Origin of the sequence: Spirosoma sp. 48-14, assembly GCF_001898575.1 — a bacterium.
GTDB lineage: Bacteria > Bacteroidota > Bacteroidia > Cytophagales > Spirosomataceae > Spirosoma.
Genome location: NZ_MKUD01000086.1, coordinates 221977 through 243099 on the forward strand (window position 1 = coordinate 221977; position 21123 = coordinate 243099).

General features: G+C 44.5%; 17 protein-coding genes and 1 pseudogene. 11 read left to right on the plus strand and 7 right to left on the minus strand.

What is annotated here, in order from left to right; all coding sequences use genetic code 11:
- Positions 1-1847, minus strand: a 1847-nt coding sequence (locus BGO59_RS34640) for an SdrD B-like domain-containing protein (RefSeq protein WP_293691992.1), incomplete at its 3' end; no start/stop codon positions are given.
- A 582-nt stretch (positions 1848-2429) separates the two neighbouring features.
- On the opposite strand from BGO59_RS34640, the gene BGO59_RS34645 reads away from it, so the two are divergent.
- Positions 2430-3338, plus strand: coding sequence for a HAMP domain-containing sensor histidine kinase (locus tag BGO59_RS34645; RefSeq protein WP_293691994.1), 909 nt, complete (start codon positions 2430-2432; stop codon positions 3336-3338).
- Positions 3339-3476: 138 nt separating this feature from the next.
- Positions 3477-4220, plus strand: coding sequence for a LytTR family DNA-binding domain-containing protein (locus BGO59_RS34650; RefSeq protein WP_293691996.1), 744 nt, complete (start codon positions 3477-3479; stop codon positions 4218-4220).
- Positions 4221-4318: 98 nt separating this feature from the next.
- On the opposite strand, the gene BGO59_RS34655 is transcribed toward BGO59_RS34650, so the two are convergent.
- A complete protein-coding gene (locus BGO59_RS34655) occupies positions 4319-5563 on the minus strand; it encodes an FAD-binding oxidoreductase (protein WP_293691998.1) in 1245 nt (414 codons plus the stop codon).
- Between the two features lie 72 nt (positions 5564-5635).
- Positions 5636-6550, minus strand: a pseudogene (locus BGO59_RS34660) (dihydrodipicolinate synthase family protein).
- 796 nt (positions 6551-7346) lie between these two features.
- On the opposite strand from BGO59_RS34660, the gene BGO59_RS34665 reads away from it, so the two are divergent.
- Positions 7347-7571, plus strand: a complete 225-nt coding sequence (locus BGO59_RS34665; protein ID WP_293692000.1) for a helix-turn-helix transcriptional regulator — start codon at positions 7347-7349, stop codon at positions 7569-7571.
- Positions 7572-8274: 703 nt separating this feature from the next.
- On the opposite strand, the gene BGO59_RS34670 is transcribed toward BGO59_RS34665, so the two are convergent.
- Positions 8275-9918: a recombinase family protein gene (locus tag BGO59_RS34670; RefSeq protein WP_293692002.1), complete on the minus strand. Its 1644-nt coding sequence runs from the start codon at positions 9916-9918 to the stop codon at positions 8275-8277.
- A gap of 9 nt (positions 9919-9927) precedes the next feature.
- Complete coding sequence (locus BGO59_RS34675; protein WP_293692004.1) at positions 9928-10107, minus strand: hypothetical protein; 180 nt, start codon at positions 10105-10107, stop codon at positions 9928-9930.
- A 444-nt stretch (positions 10108-10551) separates the two neighbouring features.
- On the opposite strand from BGO59_RS34675, the gene BGO59_RS34680 reads away from it, so the two are divergent.
- The 5 genes from BGO59_RS34680 to BGO59_RS34700 all read left to right on the plus strand — a co-directional run bounded on the left by BGO59_RS34680 (position 10552) and on the right by BGO59_RS34700 (position 13747).
- Positions 10552-10746: a helix-turn-helix domain-containing protein gene (locus BGO59_RS34680; RefSeq protein WP_293692006.1), complete on the plus strand. Its 195-nt coding sequence runs from the start codon at positions 10552-10554 to the stop codon at positions 10744-10746.
- A 41-nt stretch (positions 10747-10787) separates the two neighbouring features.
- Positions 10788-11702 carry a toprim domain-containing protein gene (locus BGO59_RS34685; protein ID WP_293692008.1) on the plus strand — a complete coding sequence of 305 codons (915 nt, stop codon included), beginning with the start codon at positions 10788-10790 and terminating at the stop codon, positions 11700-11702.
- Between the two features lie 12 nt (positions 11703-11714).
- Positions 11715-12188 carry a JAB domain-containing protein gene (locus BGO59_RS34690; RefSeq protein WP_293692010.1) on the plus strand — a complete coding sequence of 158 codons (474 nt, stop codon included), beginning with the start codon at positions 11715-11717 and terminating at the stop codon, positions 12186-12188.
- Between the two features lie 191 nt (positions 12189-12379).
- The gene (locus tag BGO59_RS34695; RefSeq protein WP_293692011.1) at positions 12380-13309 is read left to right on the plus strand and encodes a zincin-like metallopeptidase domain-containing protein; all 930 of its coding nucleotides are present in this window, start codon (positions 12380-12382) and stop codon (positions 13307-13309) included.
- A gap of 180 nt (positions 13310-13489) precedes the next feature.
- Complete coding sequence (locus tag BGO59_RS34700) at positions 13490-13747, plus strand: hypothetical protein (protein WP_293692013.1); 258 nt, start codon at positions 13490-13492, stop codon at positions 13745-13747.
- Positions 13748-13870: 123 nt separating this feature from the next.
- Here BGO59_RS34700 and BGO59_RS34705 read toward each other — a convergent pair whose 3' ends face one another.
- Positions 13871-14269, minus strand: coding sequence for a hypothetical protein (locus BGO59_RS34705; protein WP_293692015.1), 399 nt, complete (start codon positions 14267-14269; stop codon positions 13871-13873).
- Positions 14247-17003, minus strand: coding sequence for a MobF family relaxase (mobF, locus tag BGO59_RS34710; RefSeq protein WP_293692017.1), 2757 nt, complete (start codon positions 17001-17003; stop codon positions 14247-14249). Before mobF ends, BGO59_RS34705 begins: the two co-directional genes overlap by 23 nt.
- 346 nt (positions 17004-17349) lie before the next feature.
- Here mobF and BGO59_RS34715 point away from each other — a divergent pair, with 346 nt between their 5' ends.
- From BGO59_RS34715 to BGO59_RS34725, 3 genes are all read left to right on the plus strand, one after another.
- Positions 17350-17883: a response regulator gene (locus tag BGO59_RS34715; protein ID WP_293692019.1), complete on the plus strand. Its 534-nt coding sequence runs from the start codon at positions 17350-17352 to the stop codon at positions 17881-17883.
- Positions 17884-18422: 539 nt separating this feature from the next.
- Positions 18423-18743, plus strand: coding sequence for a hypothetical protein (locus tag BGO59_RS34720; protein ID WP_293692021.1), 321 nt, complete (start codon positions 18423-18425; stop codon positions 18741-18743).
- A gap of 2119 nt (positions 18744-20862) precedes the next feature.
- Positions 20863-21030: a LytTR family transcriptional regulator DNA-binding domain-containing protein gene (locus tag BGO59_RS34725; RefSeq protein ID WP_293692206.1), complete on the plus strand. Its 168-nt coding sequence runs from the start codon at positions 20863-20865 to the stop codon at positions 21028-21030.
- The last annotated feature ends 93 nt before the right edge of the window (positions 21031-21123 follow it).

The following is a 21123-nucleotide window of genomic DNA, read 5'->3' on the forward strand; positions in this document are numbered from 1 at the left end:
ACCGAAGCGGTAACTGAGGTATTTTGAGCGGTGCTAGCGACATCATTAACCGGAGTAGGTGGGCTGGCTTTCAAACCGAAGTTCTGATCCGTTACCGATGTACTGCTCACTGTCACACTGGTAATAATGGTAGACGTCGTTGCTGAGTAACCAGCAGGCAAAGTAGGCGTTACGTCAGTCAGGGTCGTGTTGTCATCAACTACCAAACAATACGTACCTGTCTCAACGGCGGAGAAACTATAAGCCCCTGTGCTTGTATTAGCCGCTACGGCTGACACAGCCGTTGTGCCACAGGTATTGCCAGACTTAGGAACTAATTTTACATATACTGGTAATCCAACGCCGTTTTCGGTTCCCCCTTTGGTTCCATCGCTATTGGCATCATTGAAGACGAAGCCTGAAATAGGCTGCTTCGGCAGCGGAGCCGCAATGGTTATCGTCTTCGTATCGAAGAATTCGCGTCCACATATGTCGGTAATGACAACAGTGATCAGGCAATTAACACTACCTGATGTTACAGTGGGTGCTGTAAACTGTATGTTTTGCGAATTGGCGCCAGGGGAAAATGTACCTCCACAAGGCGAACTCCATGTAAACGTATAACTTGACGGAAGTGCACCCTGTGGTAATACAGCCGATAGGTTAAGCGACTGTCCTGATGTAATTGTGCTGGAGCCACTCATACCCGTTATAGTAGGGAGAACGGCTTTATCATTCGCGGCTAAAAAACTAAAGTTTAGAAAGGCCCGTTGAGCCGCCACACTCGCGGCATTATTACCTATGTCTATATTATGGGCTGCTTCATACATCACCAACCCCCGATTATTGTCGCCAAAGCCTCTACCGTAAGCAATTAATGCTGCCTGGCCCGGTGATTTACCCGCTGTCACATCGGTCTGCGTAGGATCGTATACCGAAACTCGGGTTGTGCTGGGTAGCCAGCCACCGCCTAGTAACGGTAAATAAATCTGCTCAGAACCATTTTGCTGGGCCGCATCCGTAACCCCCATAAACTGCATAATAGGATCAGTCGGATAGATCGTCGTATAAGGGGTGCTACCGTCCGCGTGGTTCTTGTAATTGATCAGACCCGTTTGCGTCAGAAAGTTCATTTTATAGACGGTATTGGGATTAGCTGGATCAACCCGTGAATCAGTACCACTCAGGCCTTCCATAACCGATACCGCATGACAGCCAGCCCAGATAGCCCCCTTATAGGTTTTATTCCAATAATACAGATTGCTGTGAGTAGCCCAGGTTGGGTCAGCATGAGGCATGACAAATATGTCGTCACAGGCTCCCAGATCAATAGGATCCTTCCAGCCCTTTTTATCTGTGCCTCCATAAGCTGTTCCTGGGATTCCGGCATTATCCAGAAAGCCCTGAGCGATTGCTCCATTCTGTAAATCAAGTGTCCACCGTGGCGCTACCCGAAAGGTAGAGTAGATTTCAGCGGTAAAATCAGAGGTAGTTGTTACACCCTGAACACCCTTAGCGATCCACGTGTTAATCGTTGCATTGACAGCTGATGTTCGATAAGGTGCCGTAATAATTAACGTTCCTCCTTTGTAGTCGACACCGTTATAGGTGAAGTCAGCTGCATCTTTTGATTTGGTACTGTTGATGGCCCAGAGTACAGTAGCGTTCCGGTTTTTGAGTAAATCGTAGAGCAACCCATAAGGCTTCAGGCCACTGTTATAGGTCTGGCTTGAAACGCCCATATTCACAATAAAGGAACCTGCCGGAATGACCTGCGATCCCTGCGCATAGCCCTCGACCACTATTCCCTGAACAACAAGTGCCAGTAGAATAGTCCGTATCCAGTTACTAAGTATATATGATTTCATAAGTGAATTGTGTTGTATTTAAATGGGTTTACATAAACCAAACTTTCTATTTATCCGCTAATCGGTTTCTCTTCAGCAGGCTTATTTGCGTTTCTCCTTTGTGTATTTGTGATAATTGGCCAGAGTTAACATATGGCAATACTGACTTGCATTCAGGGGGTTCATATGCATTGTTTCGTTAAATGTTATAGCTGTTTGTTCAAAAATTAATCTGCTTTATAGGAAGCAGGATGCATAATAACCGGAGCAACAATTATACTTTATCGTATGTATGGTTAACTATATGGTGAAGAAAGAACTGATTATGTACATAACCGGAAGGGTGTTTTTTCCCAATATCGTTTGGTGTGAAAATTGAGAGGAAGGTTGTTCACATTTGGTTACTTTGCCAAACGGAATACAACGATGGTTTTTCTCTTAGCTAAATGGTAGATAGATAGCCAAGTTGCGACAATGCTAATACATGGATACCCATGCACACCGCAACCAGCTACTTATGAGGTAGTAGAGAAAAAGCAGGATTAAAAGTTGTTGATCAGGTCAGTTCGATTTGCGTGGCTGTATTTATCCAACATTCAATGTATGTACCAAGCGAAAGTTCTTCTTTTTATAAAGAATATTATACTTAGTGACCCTTATCTGTTCACCCTGAGTACAACCTATTTGCTTGTTTTATTTGTAGTGAGCCTTTTATTGCTCGTTGTTTTAATGTTGGCCTTTCAGCTTAGGCAAAAGCAAGAAGAACTCACCCAGGCTAATATCAATCTTATCAATACGCTTCAGGAAATGAAGCAACTTAGCAGTGCACACAGCTATTTCATACGAATAATTGCTCACGATATGCGTAGGCCACTTATCTCTTTTCGGGGCTTGGCCGACATACTCAATAATCTGTTAAAAGCAGGTGATTTTCTGAAAATAAAAGCAATTTCTCAAGACATAGATTCGACTAGTTTAGCGTTGGAAACGATGCTTGACAACCTCATCCTTTGGGCAATAAGCCAGCACGAGCCAATTCCCTACCAACCTGAAAATCTGGAGGTTGCTGACATTATGCATAAAGTTGTGAATATATTCGAATTGCTTACGAAGTATGATAAAATAACGATAACCTTGCAATGTCCATCTGATCTGACCCTTTTTGCCGATCCGAACGCCCTGAAGCTTATACTGCGGAACCTCATCGATAATGCGATCAAGAACTGTTCAGAACAGGGGGACATCCTTATTGCATGCGAAGAAAAAATAGACAGTAACATGGTACAAATTATGGTCACTGACAACGGGGTAGGAATCAAAAAATCACAGTTAGAAATCATACAAGACGTGCTGGCAGGCCGTCGCATTACGTATCCTGAACAAGTGGGGATGGGGATGGGCTTAATGCTTGTTCGTGATTTTACTATTCGAAATCAAGGTTCTGTATTTATCGAGAGTAAATTGGAGCAGGGAACTCAAGTCTTTCTGTTGTTACCCCGTGCAAACTTTTGATCAATACCTATATTCCCTGTTTCCCCCCTTTTTTATACCGGAAATCACCGAAGTTGATTAAATATATGTTTAGCAGAGATAAGGCGAAAAGTTAATTCATATATCTTTATATAATATTTAATTGATGTAGTGTAGTGTATGTTAAAAATACTTATCCTTGAAGATAACGTTATAGAACAAGTTCGTTTAACGAGTCAACTTCAGGCGGTTGGTTACAATAGAAATGTTTGTGTAACTAATATCAATGATGCTCAAAAGGCCATCCGAAAAACTAAACCAGATTTGTTAATAGCTGATATTTTTTTACAACAAGGTACCAGTTTAAATTTCGTTTACGAGCAGACGATTCCTACCATTTTTATAACCATTGTAAAGGATATTCATGTGTATGAATCACTGAAGAGTAAAAACTTGTTTGCTTACATAGTAAAGCCTGTTGAAACCTGCACATTATTAGGGTCGATCAATTTATTATTGCAATCCTCTACTTCTTCTAAAAGTACAGAGTCAATAGTATCTCCAACTACTAAAGATACGTACTTCGTTGTCAGACAAGGCAAAGGCCAATACCGCATTGACCATTCGGATATTGTTTTCTTACAATCGGAAGGAAATTATACGCACCTTGTTACGACCGGAAGGAAATTTATTGTCAAGAAATCAATGCGGCAATTGTTGGCAGAAATTAAGAGCGATTTAATTCGAACACACAAGCAATATAGTATTAACGTCAATTATATAACCAGGGTTGAGCAAACTCGCCTATTGGTTAATGATCAGGAGATTCCCATCAGTAAACGATTTCGGCCTTCATTCATGAAAGCATTCTTACAGAGAAATCAAAAATTAGGATTATTGTCCTCCAATAAAGCAATCGGTTGATGTCGATCAAGCCTGGACAAAATTATACTATAGATTTTGGCCTTACCTGTTGCCTGAAACACCAGTCTCACAATCATCGCTCAAATGCCCCTTGATAATCAAAATCGATCTGGACGGAAAGCGCTAATATCCAGGCTGGTAGTCTGATTATCGATAATTTCGCTAACTAATTTACCTGTCGCTGGTGCCAGACTGAGCCCTATCATGCCATGGCCCGTCGCCAATATAACGTTGTCGAAACGTGTAAACTTTCCAATGTAGGGCAGTCCATCTGGTGAACAGGGACGTAGCCCACGCCATACCGTTTCGACCGTTGGCATATTGACCTTAATATCGGGGTAGTAATTAGCAATGGATTGCACAATCCCGCGTACCCGATTCATGTTTATGGTCCTATCTGTATCAGCCACTTCTAGTGTTCCGGCCAGCCGCAAATCATGTCCCATTGGGGTCGCTGTAGCGCGGGCTTCAAGCAGGATGGCCGGTACGCGCAGGTTGTTGTCTATGTTTCGAAGCATGAAACTATACCCTTTTCCTCCTTGAATGCAGAGGTCTGACCCAAGCATTCGGGTAATAGTAGGTGACCAGGCACCAGCTGCCACAACTACAGTATCGACTTGGTAGGTTCCATGTTGAGTTTGTATTGCGCTAATCAGTGAACCGGTTTTGTTAAAACCTGTGACAGAATGGTTTTCCAAAATTTGTACTCGATTTTTCTGCAGATAAGTCACCAATGATCGCATTAGCTGGCCAGGATTGAGGTGAGCATCGCCAGGATACCATACACCACCTCTCACATCAACTCGCACATTGGGTTCCATATCCTGCACCTGATGACCGCTAAGGATCTTCGCCTGAATACCTGCCCAGTTCGCTACCTCAGCTTCTTCAGCCATTTCGTACTCCGCCGAAACGGTTTTGTAGAGCATTAATAGGCCCCGTTCTTGCCATTCGAATGTCAAATCACCGTTGGTAGCTAAGTCTTGATAAAGCATTTTGCTTAACAGGCTTAGGTTGCGTAATACCGGAACCGAACGTTCCACATGTTCAGGTGTTGCATGTCGATAAAATAACCAGCCCCATCGCAGCAACTCTTTATTGAATTGGGGTTTAATGTAGAAAGGACTAGTCGATTTCATCATCCAGCGCATTCCTTTAGCAATTATACCGGGCTGCGTCAACGGAATAATATGGCTAGGAACAATCATTCCCGCATTTCCAAATGAACATCCATCTGCAATATTGTCCTGATCAAACAGAGTAACTTGATGGCCTGCCTTCTGTAAATAATAGGCTGAGCAGAGCCCAATAATGCCTCCGCCCACAACACCAATGTGCGCCATATATGAAATGATTGAATGGTAGATTTATTGAATAGAGTATAAAGGCCCGCCGTTGCAGTTGACGCTTATGAATTACGCACTCGCATCGATAAATGGTCGGTTAGCTAAAGCTGTTTGAATAGTCTCAAATATCAGCTCCCGTTCGGCTCCAGTGAGTGACAAACGAGGTGCTCGTACATATTCGGAACCAATGCCAGTAACGGTAACAGCCAATTTGATGTATTGAACCAGCTTAGGGTGAATATCTAACTCCAGTAGTGGCATAAACCATCGGTAAATCTCTAGTGCTTCAGTAATCTGTCCTGTTCTGATTAGTTCATAAATGGCGATGGTCTCCTTTAGAAAGGCATCGACCCATCCAGCCACCCAGCCATCACAACCAAGCAGCAAGGCTTCCAAAGCCAACGCATCTACGCCACCCATCAATTTGAACCGATCACCAAATGCATTTCGCATCCGGGTTATACTGGTCATATCACGAGTGGATTCTTTCACGGCTTGAATATTTGGTTGTTGAGTCAGCTCCTCGAACATGCTTAAGGTTGTCATGATTTAATAATCAAAGGGATTATTATAAATCATGATCGGTAGCGCGCTTTCCTGCGCCACAGCCCTAAAGTATGTAACGGTCTCCCGTGCATCGGCAAAGTAGCGCATAGGAGGTATAAGCATTAGGCCACGAGCACCAGCCGATTCGGCTTCTTGAGCACAGGCAATAGACTGTCTGGTGGCTTGTTCAGCTATGTTAACTATCACCGGAACTTTTCCACCGGAAACCGATAGCGTAGCTCGCAGCAGTTGCATTTTCTCTTGATTAAGTAGCGTGCTAGCTTCTCCTAGAGATCCTCCGATGATAAAGCCATGTACCCCATTTTCAAGTTGGGCTTCTACGTTTTTTTTGAACAGGGATAAATCAAGCTGATCATCAATAGTAAATGGCGTAAGAAGCGCTGGATAAACGCCCGTCCAGGCAACAGAAACGTTCATGCGATTAGGGCATATAGAGTATGTACGAATTACCCAGTAAAATTACTCATACCTATCTAAGTGAAATTGCCTGTAATTGACCTATACTAATATTATTTTCACTATTTTTAAATACAAAATGTACTTTATTTGATAAATATCTACCAATGAAACCCTTGTTATTTAGAGTGCCGTCAATTGAAGACCGTAGCTTTCAAATAGAACATGACAACTCTACTCACTTTTTACAGGCGTTTGCATTTTCATTCCGAAATTCAATTGACGCTTATTCAAGAAGGGGAAGGCACATTGATTGTTGGTGACAAAATAGATCGGTTCGGCTGCAATGATTTACTGATGTTAGGGCCCAACCTTCCACATGTACTATGTAGTGATCCCGACTATCTAGCCCCCGAATCTACCCGGCGTTCGGTTGCGACTTCCGTATTTTTTCGGGCCGAACACCTGGAATCAACCGTATTCTGTTTACCCGAAACTCGGCATTTGCTGCAACTACTGCAGGAGTCACAGCATGGGGTACGATTCCGGTGTCAGGATGGGCATTCGCTACTTAGAAAATTTAAGTCTTTACCAACACAGCCCCTCCGCAACAGTTTTTGTCTTTATTGAGTATACTTGACTATTTATGCACCCAAACAAATCGGGAGGTGCTGTCTGCGACCTCCTTTTCATATCCGCAACGCCCCGAAGATCAACAGCGGCTCGAACGCGTATTTTCTTATATTCTCGAAAATTATTACTTGCCGATTACCCTGAAAAATGTAGCCTACAGGGCTAATTTGACCCCAGGTGCATTTTGTCGGTTTTTCGTCAACATACCCGAAAAACATTTTCAACACTACTAAATGAGGTTCGAATTGAGCAGGCCTGTCGATATCTGCGCGCATCGAAACAATCTATTAACCAGATTGCAATTTCTTGTGGTTATACCAACTTATCTAATTTTAATAGACGCTTCAAGGAGATTATTGGCATGTCTCCTGGCGAATACATTCGTAGCCATAACAACCTATCTGACTGATCATTGCTGAAGAAGAAAAAAAAGCTTCTATAGCATGACACTAATTAAGAGTCGTCTTCAGTTTTGCTTAAAGCAAAAAAGTCGTTTTTCAATACGAAAACGACTTTTTTAAATACTGATTTACTCATAATATGTCTAGTCAAATAAGAGCAAAAACTATACTTCGTTTTAGGTCAACAGTTAAATTAGGGGACAAGCGGTAAAAGAATGGTGTTAATGAGTGGTCTTGTAGTGTTGGATTAATGTGAGGTATGTAATAGTTTTAACCATATACAGCTTTTACGTCGTCAAATAAAATGTACAAAAGGGCCGGGCCAACGTTTCGTTAAAAAGAGAATAAGCGATTCAGTAAGGCCTTCTTCAAACGGATGGTCGCCCGCTGCCAGCAGATAAACCGGAACACCTCAATGGACTTGGGAGGAAGGCACTATAGCCACAGCTGCTTTCTCACCAGTGATTGACTAAAAAAACTTAACAATTTTTTTAATAAGCGGCTTGAGCTTATAGTTTATGCAGTGGACTTGCAACAGTCAATTAAGCTTTAGCACTGAAACTACCTATGTCTCAAAATACGCTCCCATCTGAGACGAAGAATCTTTCATATACGCTATTTAAATTGACAACACTCAAAAACCAATATCGTCTTTAGCCTTTTTTAATCGTCAGGCATGTTATTTCCTCTTTATAAATTGAATCAATGAATTTAGGGCGGGCTTTGTCTTCCAATAAGATCGTGAAAATGACAGTTAACGAGGTTATCAACGATTAAGCTTCGTACATCTAGGTCGGTTCGCAGTGTATCAACTAGGGACAGCCATTCTTGTTCATAGGTACAATTGATGAACTGATCGAACGGTTTTCTTAAGGAAAAACAAAGAGTTCGTCCGTTTAGCGACAGGTTCGCAAATACGAAATTGATGAGCTTACGCTTCTGCTCAACACTCGAAAGGGTGAATAACTCATGGGCTTGTGATGACAAGGATACCAGCGAAATCAACGAATTCTTGAAACTATCATCGCCCTCACGATTCGCAGCCATGTGATTCTCCACATCCATCTGCTGGCTCCGTAAACTGGACTTCTTGGTGTCAAAATCGTGGCGATCGATGGTGCCATCCAGCAGTAAATCCATTAGTGTATCCAGCCGATTTTGAAGCAGGGCATGTTGTCGTTGCAACTCACCCATCTGGCGACGCAAAAAGACCCGTTCAGCTTGATCAGTTTCACGGATATAGGCCAGTACTTTGACTAATGTATCGGCTGGAATCTGTATCCGTTTTAAGACCTGCTCAACTTGGGCTAAAATCTCTTCTTCACGAACCCACATCGTTTTAGTAGGATTGGCAGGATCACTACAGCGTAGATAGGTCCATTGAGCGGTCTCACCGCTGACATAGGTTTTCTTCTTGGTATCAGCGGTAACCATTCGGCCCGTTGTGGCACAGGTTAACACACCACGAAAAATATATTCTTTACCCGCCCACTGAAACGGCTTTTTATGCCAGCCTTGCAAAACCGCCTGACATTGATCGAACAGGCTTTTGGAAATCAGTGGTGGATACCGATGGTCATGCAGTTGGCCTTTGACGCTCATCCGGCCATAGTAGAACGGATTGGTGATGAGCTGGTGGAGTTGGGATTTGGTGAGATAACCCTGTTTGCCAAAGCGTGTCTTGAGCCCCCAACTCATCGTTTGCTGGCGTAGCTCGGCTAACGTGCTAGTGCCAACGGCATAAGTTTCAAATATTCGACGAACGAGTAACGCCCGATCAGGGTCAACAATCACATCCCCTCGTCGGCGGCTATCCTTGACGTTCAGATAGCCCAAAGGAGCTAGTGAAATGCATTCGCCTTGTCTGATTTTATGATCGATCGAGCGTTTGACGTTATCGCGTAAGCTATCGACGTAGGACTGCGCCATGATCACACCCATTGACCACATGAGCCGTTCCTGACTAACCGAATTTTTATGGATGATGTAATTTTCTGAATTGAAATGCAGTTCAATTCGTCCGTCCTGGATCAGCGCATCCAGCATTGGGTATTCTTTAAACGAACGCTGAACACGATCTACTTTGTCGGCCACAATAGCAATGGGTTCCCGATGGCTTTTAACAAATTTGATCATGGCCGTGAACTGCTTGCGATCCCCTTGCGTGGAGGATTCCACCAGTTCAAAGACTTTCAAGATGGAGAGATTGCGTCGTTGGCAGTAGAGTTGTAACCGATGCTTCTGAGCTTCGATGGAATAGCCTTCTTCCTGCTCTTTGGACGATACGCGCGTGAGAATAACAGCTTTGGTAGCCGTTGTCTGGCGTTGGCTGATATCAATGACTTTCCGGCCCATAAGCCTATCCTAGGGGTTTTGGCGTTTGATTTCAAGCAATACTTGACAAAAGCCAATCAGATTTCGGGCTGCTTGATGAGCATCCCGTTCGGATAATACGCCCTGATAAAGTTCATGCATGTGCTCAACCAGGCCATGGTAGGCATCGCTTTCAGGGCTTTTTATTGGTTTCGGCTCTTCTGACTTCATCGGCGTTGCTCATGAGAGTGGATGTATGATTGTCTTGGCAGCGAAGCCATCGTGTTTGGGGAATTAGTGGCCCCGTTCCCCGGCTTCCAGCCGTGACTAAGTTGATGGAGCGAAAATAGGGCCTGATGGATCAGCTAAATGGTATACAACCCTTTTGATGGGAGGGTTGGAAAATGTCATTCCATTAAAAACGGATATACATGACTCAATAAGACCTAAGCCGAAGGAATAGAATCACTCGTACCGGTACGTAATGTTGATGATTCATGTCTGGCACTAGACCTCATTTTCGATAACAACCCGTTTGTTGATAGATCGTTGTTATCAGTTATTAATCAACCATCAATTGAATTGACAGTCATTCCTAAACTTATTTAGCTTCTGGACGTAAACGGCACATTGCCCTTGCCGATGATCGATACGCCCCCTTACCAAGGATGATACATGCCCCATAGAACTCCTCCAGAACCGCTGCTGGACCGAAAGAGCGCGGCTAAATACCTGCGGATCTCTCCAGGTACCCTTGCGGTTTGGGATTGCACGAAACGTTATGATCTCAAACCCGTCAAAGTAGGGCGATCCGTTCGCTACCGCCGGTCGGAGTTGGACAAATTCATCGAGCGCCAACTTCAGCAGTAAATAACTTTCATTCATTCCACTCATGTTTGAGGAGATCGCCCGTGAACATTGATCAGGCGAAAGCGATAGCTATTGTCGAGATTCTAGCCAAATTGGGTATTCACCCCCAACGTAGGACCGCCGATAAGGCATTCTATTTATCTCCCGTACGAGACGAAAAAACGCCTAGCTTTTGGGTCGATACCAAGACCAATCGTTGGCACGATTTCGGCGACGGTCGAGGAGGGGACGCCGTAGATTTGGCTACTGCCTATCTACAATTCACACGGGAAGCCCATACGGTTTCGGATGCGTTGCGCTGGATTGGCAATATGGGTGTTGTTGCATATGAGATGACACCCATTTATCGGGCTGACGAGCATCGAAATCATGATGATGGATCATTGGTCCTGAAATCAAAACGATCTATTCAACATGTAGGGCTAATCCATTATCTGGATAAGCGCGGTATTCTACTTCCGATTGCCCGTCGCTATCTCAAGGAACTTCGCGTTCAGAATACGCGGACGGACAAGTATTTTACCGCACTTGGTTTTCCCAACGAAGAGGGTGGCTTTGAACTGCGCAATCCCTTCTTTAAAGGCTGTTTACGTCCGAAAACGATTAGTTTTGTTCGGGGGAAAACGCCGAAGCCGGAAGGTATTCATCTCTTTGAAGGCTTCATGGATTATCTGTCAGCCATCAGCCAGTTGCAGGGCAGCGGCCTTGCCGACGATGCTATCATTCTCAACTCGCTTTCCTGTCTGAAACAAGCCATTCCCTATATGCAGAATTACGGTTACCGCGTTGCGTATAGCTGGATGGATAACGACGAGGCCGGAGCAAAAGCGACCAATATCATCGCTGAATTCTGTCAGACGCAGACCGATTTGCGGCATACGCCCATGAACAAAGTTTATACTCCGCACAAGGATGTCAATGCGTGGCATATGCACAAACTCAACTTGACGCTGTAAAGAGAGGTAAGAATGTCACAACTGAACATTCAATCGCTGTTTACTGTCAACGAAGTTGAGATCAGCTACCGTAACAAAACGCCGTATCAGGATCGGATTCAAATTACCCGCTCCGCAACAGCTTACGAAATTCTGCGTTCGGCTTGGGATGAAAATAAGCTGGAATTGCTCGAACAGTTCAAAATTCTGCTACTGGATCGGAAGAATAATTGCTTAGCAATCTCTGACATCGCCACGGGCGGTATGACCGCTTGCATTGTCGATCCCAAAGTGATTTTTGTGACAGCACTCAAAGCCAATGCTTGCAGTATTATTTTGGCACATAACCACCCATCCCAAAACCTCCAACCTAGTCCACAAGATTTAGCGCTGACGCGGAAACTGTCCGAGTGCGGCAAGCTGCTCGATATTGCTGTTCTTGATCACTTGATTGTCACATCGCGTAATTACTACTCCTTTGCCGACGAGGGCTGTATGCCACGCTAACGGTCACCGGTTCAATTTTCATTCTGCCAAAGGCCAGAGTTACTTGTTGGTCTATACCCGACGCCACTCACTCGCCAACCACAATTTTCGCCTGCTTTGCATTCCCCGCCCCACCAAAATTCTGGTTGGTTCTCTCGCTAAGCCGCCGTGTTTTTTCATTCCCTGTAATCCCAACCATTGGAGCATGATACATGACCAAACTGATTCCCCGCAAAAACACATCAAGCCCTGCCGAACAGCCTCAACAAGATATTTATGCCCGTGTTACGGCTAAAATCCTAACCGATCTTGAAAGCGGCAATCTCTCATGGCGCAAACCGTGGCACTCTGAGCATTTAGCTAGTCAGGTCATGCGTCCGCTTCGCTGGAATGATATTCCTTATACCGGCATCAATACGCTCATTCTTTGGAATGCCGCCAGTGACCAAGGCTTTACCTCACCCTACTGGATGACTTTTAAACAGGCGACGGAGATGAAAGCCTCTGTTCGCAAAGGCGAGAAGGGCACCCAGATTGTCTATGCCGACAAATTCACCAAAGAAGAGGAAGATGCCAATGGCGAAGTCAAATCCAGCCAGATTCCCTTTCTTAAAAGCTATACCGTCTTCAATACCTCCCAGATCGAAGGCTTGTCAGACGGTTTTTATCAAACACCTGAACCCGTTTTTATCAATCAACAAGAACGTAATCAAGAACTCGAACAGTTTTTTGCTCAGACGAAAGCCGATATTTATACCGGTTCCAAAGCATGCTACACGCAGAGCACCGACCGTATCCAAATGCCGCCGTTCGAAAGCTTTGAAACAGCCATGCGATATTATGCTGTTTTAGCGCATGAAATTTGTCACTGGACGAAACCTCCACACCGGTTGAACCGTGATTTCGGCAAAAAACAATACGGTGATGAAGGCTATAGCAAGGAAGAACTCGTGGCTGAACTGGGAGCCTGCTTTCTGGCGGCTGATCTGGGCTTTGAACCGCAGCCGGAAGACCATCACGCGGCTTATATCCAGTCCTGGCTGCACGTGCTCAAGGATGACAAACGCTTTATCTTTCAGGCCGCATCCCACGCACAAAAAGCCGTTGAATATATTCATGCCCTGCAGAGCCCTCGACCTTAAATTCCAAAGGTACAAACCCATGCGTTGGCTCACGGACGATTTGGCGGTTTCTTCAACGGCATCTTTCTTGGGGTCAGTTGATAGAGGATGTCAGCTTAGCCCAATTGTCCGTCATGGCGCTTATCCCTCATTTTTACGGTGTAAAAACGATCTACGACTGCGGGGAGCTGTCACGGCTCCTTGAGCTTTGTTCGCTTCCATCATCAACAACACAAGAAAGGAGATTTGATGATGACTAACCAAACCGAAACCGGTTCTAACAAACCAACCCACACGGTTTATATTCTCAAACTGCAAGCTGATACAGAACAAGCTGACTGGATCAGAGTTGGTGCTGCTTGGGAACACGGCGATAAAGACGGCTTGAACCTGTCCTTGAACATCCTCGGCCAGAAAATTCCGGTTGTTGTCCGTAAGAACAAACCGAAAGCCAATTAAATCAGCAGGCCGGACGGCTTGGTTGTCGTCCGGCTTTCATCTATCGAATTTTGATAAAGCAAACGGTTATTCTACGCATATTTTGCGTAGAATAAAGGGTCTAATCAACGCATAAGACCTATATTACTCGCTTTTAAGCAAGATTTCAGTCACAAGACTATACTGCGTTTGCCCGTCAACCAGATAGCGTGGATTGCTAGCTCTAATCGTTTTGAGGCTATGATCGAACAATAAATCGAATAAGGGGCTTAGCTGATACCCTTTCAACGTGACGATATGCCCACTGAAATAAAGTAGTATCTCATTCAAATTGTCAGTGATTACCAAGTCAACCGATACCAGATAGGCGTAATTGAAAAATGCCCGTCGTCCGTTTTCCCATACGAAGCAGAGATTTCGCACTGTACTGTCTATATCATGCAACTCTGTGCTACCAACCGTGTAATCAGTAAGATTATCGCTGGTTGTATCCACTACCTCATCTTGCGAGAAATTCGCCCTAAAGTTTTGGACTTGGTGCATAACCGTTTGGCTTTCGTTGCATAGGCTTTGGCTTGCTTGGGGTATTGATACGCTTGATTGATGATTTCACCTTCGGTGGTGCAGGCCGTGTTGTTCTGATGATATGCTCGACAGCATTTCGTTTGGTGTTGTTTCGGTTCACCAGTTCTAATGCTGACAATCGATCTCCTGCTTCAGATGCATGAGCCAGCAAAGCGGCTTTATCATCGGTATAGATATGCACACCATCCCGCGCCCGTGACACCGACACATAGAATTGGTTGAGATTGGTAGCCGAAAAGCTGCTAGCCGGTTGCGCAATAAAGACCTCATCGACGGTCTTGCCCTGTGCCACGTGCGAGGTCAGGCAATAGCCATGGGCGATATGGCCGAAGTTAGCCGGAACGGTATAGGTGGCTTTGCTTGCCTTGTTGTGTAGGCGCAAAGCCCCATTCGGCTCAATGGCGATAACATCCAGCATTTGTCCGTTCGTCAATCGTTTTTTATTTGCGTCATATCCGTTCCGGGTAATGCGCACTTTATCACCTTTGGATAGCGCGATTTCGCTTGGCCGGTACACATCGAATTGCTCCATGCGGTCTAGGGGCAGGGAAGTTTGCTGGCCACTGGCATCCTGAATGTGCACAATGTTATTGACCACAGAGTGAACCACCCACCGCGAACTGCGCTCAATGCCGACCAGTTTCTGGTTGAACTGGATGACTTGACCAACGCGATAATTCCGATGATCGCTTTTTTCAGCCACTGTCAGATTGGTATTGACCAGTTGTGGCAGGTCTGTTTCCGCAATGGCAATCCGCCCGGCCTCGCGCAATCTCTCGCGAATGGCTTTTGTAACCTGTTCGCCTTCCTTATGCGTCGGTGAAATCACCAAAGCCGATTTTCCTTTTTTCAAGGCAGTTATATAATCATCGGCTAAGACGGTAAAGGAATTGACGGGACTCAAGGTCTTGATCGCTCCAATTTTATCCAGCACCGAAAACGCTTCACCAACTTTATTATCGGCTAAGGCTTGAACGGCTTTGCGATAGTCCAGATTGCGTTGTCGGTAGATGCGGCTGACTTCGGCTGATTGAATACCCGCCACCGTATTGAGAATGCGCAAAGCATCCCCACGTATGACACTGCTATGTTGCCGTGTGTCGCCACTTAAAATCAGCCGGGCGTTTTTTTCAATGGCCAACGTGAGCAGGGTGGTCATATCTTTTGTGTTCAACAGTCCCGCTTCATCAACCCACAACACGCCATCGGCTAAAGCCGCTTGCAGTTCGGGTGAGGACAACAATTTGGCGACGGTGTCGGCTTCGCTAAAGCCTTCCTCCCGTAACACGCCCCGTGCCGCTTGCGCCGTCGGTGCCACAATGGTGACTTTATGCCCTGCGTCCTCGATCAGCCGAATGGCTTCTTTCATGAGCGTGGTCTTACCGGTTCCAGCCCGGCCTCGAATAATCGACACGCGATTGGTGGTAGTCAACACATGAGATATGGCCTCATGCTGTTCGCCTTCCAGTAAGATTACGGGGGCAACCGGATAAAGTGGTGGTATCTTACCTTTGCCTTGTTGCGCTAGAGCCACCATGCGTTTTTCCTCGCGTAACACCTCTTGGGTGGTACAGAGCGTTTTGGCTCCATCCTTGACCTGAATAATTCGCTTATCGTCTGCAAAGCGGTCGGTAATCTGATCGACAGTCAACATTGGATGGCCCAAGCCTTGCCGATAGGCGACTTCCAGAATCCGCCGATCCTGCATAACCGATACGCGCTCAAACCGCATGGCTAATGCATAATCAATACAGTGTTTAGGCGAGGGAGGGGCAAAAGGTTTGACAGGGGCAAAACGGATCGGCTGGTCACCTTCATCTTTATCTCGCATCCCCAGCGCGAATATCTGTTTACGCCATTCCTGCTTGAGTTGGGTCATCGTCAAACCCTTTTGCTTCTTGGCGCGGGTTCGCGCTCCCAATTGATCCAGTTCAGCCTGATCGGTAATGCCGAGTTCTTTGGCGATCTGACCGATTTCATTGGTGCGTTTAGAAAACAGGTCAATGATGTCTTCTGGCACACCAGCGACTTCAAAGGCTTTATCCGTTCGTCGGATGCGATAGCCCAACTCAACCAGCTTATCGGCCAGTCGTTTGTGAAACCGCGCCTGATAATACGGCATGTCCTGTTTGATTGACCGGAATTGTCCCGCCTTGAATTGCTGTTCAACGGCATCCCACGTCACATTGAATACAAACGAATGACAGTGGAGATGTGGATCAGGCACTGATTTATCAACGGGCCTTGCGGTTTGGTGGATAAAGTTCGCCCAAAGCAGTTCACCCGTTGGTCGGTCTTCATCCTTGTCGTTTTTGCGAACCCGTGTCTGAGCATCGGCTTCAATATCCAGCATTGTTTGCTGAACACTTTCCTGAAACGCACCCAGAATGTGATTATCATCGATCAACGCCTGAAGGATCGAAACCGACTTCGGACAGTGGAAATTGATGTCGTACCCGACCGTGCGATTATCTTTTTTACGAGGTGTAAGGGCCTGGCCCGTGATTGGGTTAATGTTTTCGCAGAGGGCGTGAAAGGCGTTCTTCGTCGCTACCCCTGTAATGCTAAAACGAGCGGCTATCCGTCCATAGAAACACCCAGGCTGTTCCTGATCATTTAAGTAATAGTCGGATTGGTGCAACGAGTCATTGAAATACTCTTTAGCCTGTCCAGCCGAGCTGCTTTGAATCATACGGATCATGTATGATTCTATACATCAGAAATGACCAGCGACTGGGTAGATTGTTAGTTTGTTATAGCTGGTAGCAGAGTAATAAAGGTGTAGGAAACAAAATTTTCTAGGCCGTCGGAGTATTGAGAATTCCCGCAATAGTAATTCTGAAATGAATTGTTATTACTAGACTGGAGAGAGCGGGACGTTCTAGTGGAGAACCATGCAATAGCGTAGCGGTCATCAACTACTCGTTAAGTAAACGTGAATAAACATACCTCAAAAAGAGAGTATTTTAAGAATCGTCAGTCTACTAATCTACATACATACATGTAGGTTAGTAGACTGATTATAAATAGTATTCAATTTGAAATCTAAATCTATTGGGTTCATTAATATCGTAGCTTTGATAAAAGATAAAACTATGCCATCTCCTTGTTCACCCGGCAGTGGACGGTTTACTATCCTATTGATTGAAGATGATAGAGTTGTAATCGACATGCTCCAGCGGGCCGCTAAAATTTGTTTTCCAGAAGCTGATTATGTATCTATTACCACTTTTGAAGAAGCGGTTCTATATCTGTTTAGTTTAGAAGGGAAAGGGCCCCAATTAATTCTAGTGGACGTTTTCTTTTCGGGCCTGCAAACGGGGTTGGATTTTTTAAAGCTCCTAAAAACCGATCCACAAGGGAAATTCATACCGGTTATTGTCCTGTCGGCTAATGACAATGAACAACAGGTTAAACAGGCTTATCGAGAAGGGGCAGCCTCCTATTTCGTGAAACCATTCTCCTTTGAGGAATGGAAGGTCTTTATGACGAATCTACGTCTATTCTGGTTTCAAACGGCGACGCTTCCATTAACTTATTTTGAACGGCGGGTAAGTATACTTAGAGAGTGAGACGACTGAGCTAAAGCAAAAAGTCAACCTATTATAAGAATAACTCATTCTCGTTAGCGTCAATTGGATTGTTCATTCTTGGTCGTTTTCTGAGATGCCGTATTTTCTACCTCAGCAGGAGTCCCTGTGACCATTTGGGTTATCAGCAAGATATACAATAACTGAGCCAGTAAAATCAGTAAATTACTTATTCCAGCATGCAGGTAAGATACCCCAGGGCTATAAAAAGAAGCCTGCTAGAATCAACATTCTTCGTTTTACCAACCAGCCAATTCGCCCGTCCAGGTTGGGATCAATTAGGCGGTTTTTATAGATGGCATACCCCATTGGGGTGGAAAGCCAGGAATGACTCAATGGCATTACTGCCATAGATCAATATGGAAGATTGACTTACCTGTTTTTCACTCAGCAAGTCGTCAGAAAAGGGAATTCGCTAGGAAAGCCACTTTTAGCAAGGTTGGCAAACAAAAGCACGCTCTCTTGAGTAGTATTAAGTAAACCAATTAGTAAGGGTACCTTTCACTAAAATGATAAACATCATGAATAAGATTATCCTAGGGGCATCCATGGTCGTCATGTTAACCCTAACCCAAACCAGTTTTGGCCAGGCTGTTCAGGAAGCCAAGGCGGAGAAAAAAGAGCAGAAAGCCGACAAAAAAGTAGCCAAAGCCCACGAGCTCAAGTCGAATGCCGCCATGGGTAAAGGTATGGAGATTGCCGGGATTTCGGACCCTAAAACGCGTAATGCCAAAGCGGATCGTAAATTAAAACATGCCGAAAAGAAAGAACTGAAAAGTGATGCTAAAGAACTCAAAGCCGTCGCTAAGGATAAAAAGAAAAAGGCCGATGGGATCGATTAGGAAGAAGTCCGTTTGATGAGGTGTTTGTTTTCATTGAGTAACTGCTATCTGGCAGAGGAGTGTTAAAACGCAGCCACATTAATGTCGCTGCGTTTTTAATTGGGGACTTATACGTCTTCAAGCGAGTAAATTAATTGCGGTTGTATATAGTAAGCCCAGATTGATTGGGACTAGTTCTATCATCACTAAAACCGTGCAAAGCCCCTTAAGCAATAAAGAGTTAATCCAAGGAAGTCAGGGGTTGGCCAGGGCATGCTTACCCGTTTCGCCGAAGCTGTACGACTATCTCCCGATCGCCATCTGATCTATTTATCTTACGTATGACAACTGCCGTCCATGAGCCAATCGCCAGCAATGGCAGCATGTCACTACTGTTTGCTCCAGTTTGTAAGTGACGACCTCGGCTGTATTTTCCCTACAAATCCCCTGTTCGTTCACTATACCTTTAATCGTCTGAATGATAGATACGCAAATCTCTCATAGTCTCAGTTGGGAGGCTATTTTGATATTTAGAAATACACTAATCCGGCTCTGTTCGGGTGATCTGGTAGCCCTACTGCCGGGTGTAATGCCATACTGATTTCTCCTAGGCTTCTAGCCTCAACCCGCTTTTCCCCTCGCGGTCAGTCGATACCTGGTAATAAGCGATGGCTGGCATTATTGCGTATTTTTACTTAAGTATTTTTTTTGTTTCTTTGTAAGAAATTATTACTGAATACCAGTAACATACCTAACTTAACCTAAATCATGAAATCTCACAAAGAAGAAGACCGCTTCAATGCGCTTCTTATAGCCTATCTCCAGAAGGTTCAAAACCACTATAGTGTTAACCGGCCAACTAGTGACGTCATTGCCAAATTGATTAAACAAGTACAGGTAGAATCCGCTCGAACTCAAGCAAAGAAATAGGCTGGTGGAATAGGAAAGGGCGAAGCTAGCCTATTTTGTTACTAAGGAACCAACGTTTATGTAGTATCAGAATAGAAGCGTTTATAGGTAAGCGTTCGTATGCTTGTGAACAAAAATAACAAATGAAATCTGTGTCGTCTCAGACAATAGGCCATTTGAGACTTGAGCTTTCGTACTATACTTCCCAAAGTACGAAAGTTGCGTAACAGCTACAGTAGTATTTGAGCTATTTAAGCTAGCTAAAAAAGAGGGATAATGTTGAATCCATTAACCTATAGCTATGCATTTGGTTGAGATTATACGAATGATCATCAACTTGAATAAACCCAACGCTGAAAGACCAGACTGAGGATTCAGCATGCCACTTGGCTGCACTGGAAAGATAAATTCGAACCTGGGTAATCTGCTGGAGTTCGATTAACTCTTGCAGGTTGCTACCTAATCGCTCTGCTGGGCTGCTCATTCCGGATAATATAGATTGTCTAAAACGGATTTATAAATAAAAGCATTGTTGATTGGGGTGGATGAGATCAATGCCATTTTTTCAGGCATAGGCCTCTAGGGCTTCGAACTCCAGCGCGATTGTAAAGGTAGCCAAGAACATAATGAGAAGCGATTTGTTTACCTTATAATGTTAGGAACTTTCCTGTTCATCTATTTCATTGAGTGAAAGCCTATCTTCATGAGGTCAGGCTTTTTTTGTTGTCCCTATCTGGATGTTATAGACTATTCCGTTCACTAGCTTTCAGTCGATTGGTGATTGGTTTCTAACCAATACTGACAAACAAGTTCAATCAAGTCTTTTAACTCATTAAACTCTACTTTTTTAACTAGAAACGAGTTCACCCCTCATGCGCACGACAGATGTTAGTTTTAAAGGATTTATTGTTACTCGCTTAATTGGATGCCGATTAAAGTGGCTTCTTGGCAGACAAAATCAATTAGGCAGCAGAATATAGTTCGGATTGGAGGTACTATGGACCAACTTTGGTCTAATCAATAATCAAACACACTACATCATGAAAACACTGCTCCTTTTGGGAAGCTTATTCGCTTTCTCACGAGCCACTGGACAAGAGAGCCGCGAACACAGGCCATTCAAGACAACGCTTATAATAAATCTATTTGACAGGCCCAACACTACATTGACTCATTACGAAGAAAACAAGACATTCCGGGCATCTCTATTTGTGTTGGAACCACCCAAAAGATACTCTGGGCGCAGGGGTTTTGCCTTGTTCACAAATCGTACCTGGTCGCTTTGGATAAAATCGAGTCCGTTGAACGAGATCGCATCCGAATTCATCAGGCTATTTTACCTATTTCCAATACTTACCGGGACCATTTTTACGACCAAATTGGTCGCTCTTCCAAATAATTGATCCATGGACAATTGAATAATCAGTTAATCAACTGAGCGAAAAACCCTCTAACTAACTGGTATATTCTTGAGGCAGCCGGTTGTAAGGCT

Bases quoted from the DNA above. Each gene is read 5' to 3' on its own strand.
- BGO59_RS34645 (WP_293691994.1), top strand. From the start codon at position 2,430: ATGTACCAAGCGAAAGTTCTTCTTTTTATAAAGAATATTATACTTAGT.
- BGO59_RS34650 (WP_293691996.1), top strand. From the start codon at position 3,477: ATGTTAAAAATACTTATCCTTGAAGATAACGTTATAGAACAAGTTCGT.
- BGO59_RS34655 (WP_293691998.1), bottom strand. From the start codon at position 5,563: ATGGCGCACATTGGTGTTGTGGGCGGAGGCATTATTGGGCTCTGCTCA.
- BGO59_RS34670 (WP_293692002.1), bottom strand. From the start codon at position 9,918: ATGGGCCGGAAAGTCATTGATATCAGCCAACGCCAGACAACGGCTACC.
- BGO59_RS34675 (WP_293692004.1), bottom strand. From the start codon at position 10,107: ATGAAGTCAGAAGAGCCGAAACCAATAAAAAGCCCTGAAAGCGATGCC.
- BGO59_RS34680 (WP_293692006.1), top strand. From the start codon at position 10,552: ATGCCCCATAGAACTCCTCCAGAACCGCTGCTGGACCGAAAGAGCGCG.
- BGO59_RS34690 (WP_293692010.1), top strand. From the start codon at position 11,715: ATGTCACAACTGAACATTCAATCGCTGTTTACTGTCAACGAAGTTGAG.
- BGO59_RS34695 (WP_293692011.1), top strand. From the start codon at position 12,380: ATGACCAAACTGATTCCCCGCAAAAACACATCAAGCCCTGCCGAACAG.
- BGO59_RS34705 (WP_293692015.1), bottom strand. From the start codon at position 14,269: ATGCACCAAGTCCAAAACTTTAGGGCGAATTTCTCGCAAGATGAGGTA.
- mobF (WP_293692017.1), bottom strand. From the start codon at position 17,003: ATGATTCAAAGCAGCTCGGCTGGACAGGCTAAAGAGTATTTCAATGAC.
- BGO59_RS34720 (WP_293692021.1), top strand. From the start codon at position 18,423: ATGAATAAGATTATCCTAGGGGCATCCATGGTCGTCATGTTAACCCTA.